This window comes from Pseudomonas gregormendelii (assembly GCF_017114825.1).
GTDB classification, from domain to species: Bacteria; Pseudomonadota; Gammaproteobacteria; order Pseudomonadales; family Pseudomonadaceae; genus Aquipseudomonas; species Aquipseudomonas gregormendelii.
This window is the reverse complement of the sequence record NZ_JADEVO010000108.1, coordinates 1-636: the sequence shown is the minus strand read 5'-3', so window position 1 is coordinate 636 and position 636 is coordinate 1. Positions and strand designations below refer to the sequence as shown.

Here is a 636-nt window from a genome sequence, read left to right as displayed (position 1 = left end):
GCCTGACGGCATTGGTCAATGAAAACAATGCCGCTTACCAGTTTGCCTACGACGCCTCCGATCGCCTGATCGAAGAAAAACGCATCGACAACCTGACCCGCCAGTTCAGCTACAACCTGGGCGGGCATCTGACGCGAGTCAACGAAATCGGCTACGGCGAACGCGCCGAACGTCCGCAGCGCAGCACCGAATTCGAACGCGATGCCATCGGCCGCCTGCTGGCCAAACTCAACGCCGATGCACGGCAGGATTACGCCTACGACGACGCCGATCGCTTGCTGTCCATCGCGCGCCTGCCGACCGCCAACGGCAAGAAACTCGGGGTCAGCGAAGAAACACTGGAATTCTCCTACGACTTACTAGGTCGTTTAATTAAAGAGACCACCCCCCAAGGTGCTCTGTCCTACGACTACGACCCACTGAGCAACCTGACCACGCTGACCCTGCCCACCGGCCAGCACCTCAACCACCTGTACTACGGCAGCGGCCACCTGCACCAACTCAATCTCGACGGCCAGCTCATCAGCGACATGGAACGCGATGACCTGCACCGCGAGGTGCTGCGCACCCAGGGCAAACTCACCAGTTGTTTCGGCTACGACGCGATGGGCCGCAAAGCCTGGCAATTCGCCTCAA

At 59.9% G+C, this 636-nt stretch carries 1 pseudogene; it reads left to right on the top strand.

Annotation, left to right across the window (positions count from 1 at the left end):
• A pseudogene (locus tag IMW75_RS26785) lies at positions 1 to 636 on the top strand (type IV secretion protein Rhs); the annotation flags it as partial.